The 260-nt window shown below is 54.6% G+C and carries 1 protein-coding gene; it reads left to right on the top strand.

Annotated features, from left to right (window positions below; translation table 11 throughout):
• The coding region (locus tag HBH1_RS24750) for an IS3 family transposase (RefSeq protein ID WP_146012903.1) at positions 1–260 on the top strand (260 nt) is incomplete at both ends.

The following is a 260-nucleotide window of genomic DNA, read 5'->3' as shown; positions in this document are numbered from 1 at the left end:
TCCGCAAGATCTATGATCGGCATAAAGGCAGGTATGGCTACCGCCGTGTTACGGACACGCTCAAGCAGGCCGGCCAACTGATCAATCACAAGACGGTGCAGCGCCTGATGATCCAATTGGGCTTGAAGTCGCAGGTGAGGCCCAAGAAATACCGCTCGTATCGCGGCCCTGGGCACGCCCAGGTGGAGAACTTGCTTCAAAGAAAATTCAAGGCAGAGAGGTTCGGAGAGAAGTGGGTGACGGATGTCACTGAGTTCAAA

Origin of the sequence: Herbaspirillum sp. BH-1 (assembly GCF_002870055.1) — a bacterium.
Classification (GTDB): Bacteria; Pseudomonadota; Gammaproteobacteria; order Burkholderiales; family Burkholderiaceae_D; genus Herbaspirillum; species Herbaspirillum frisingense.
Note: the sequence above shows the minus strand (reverse complement) of the source record. Positions and strands in the feature narration are given on the sequence as shown.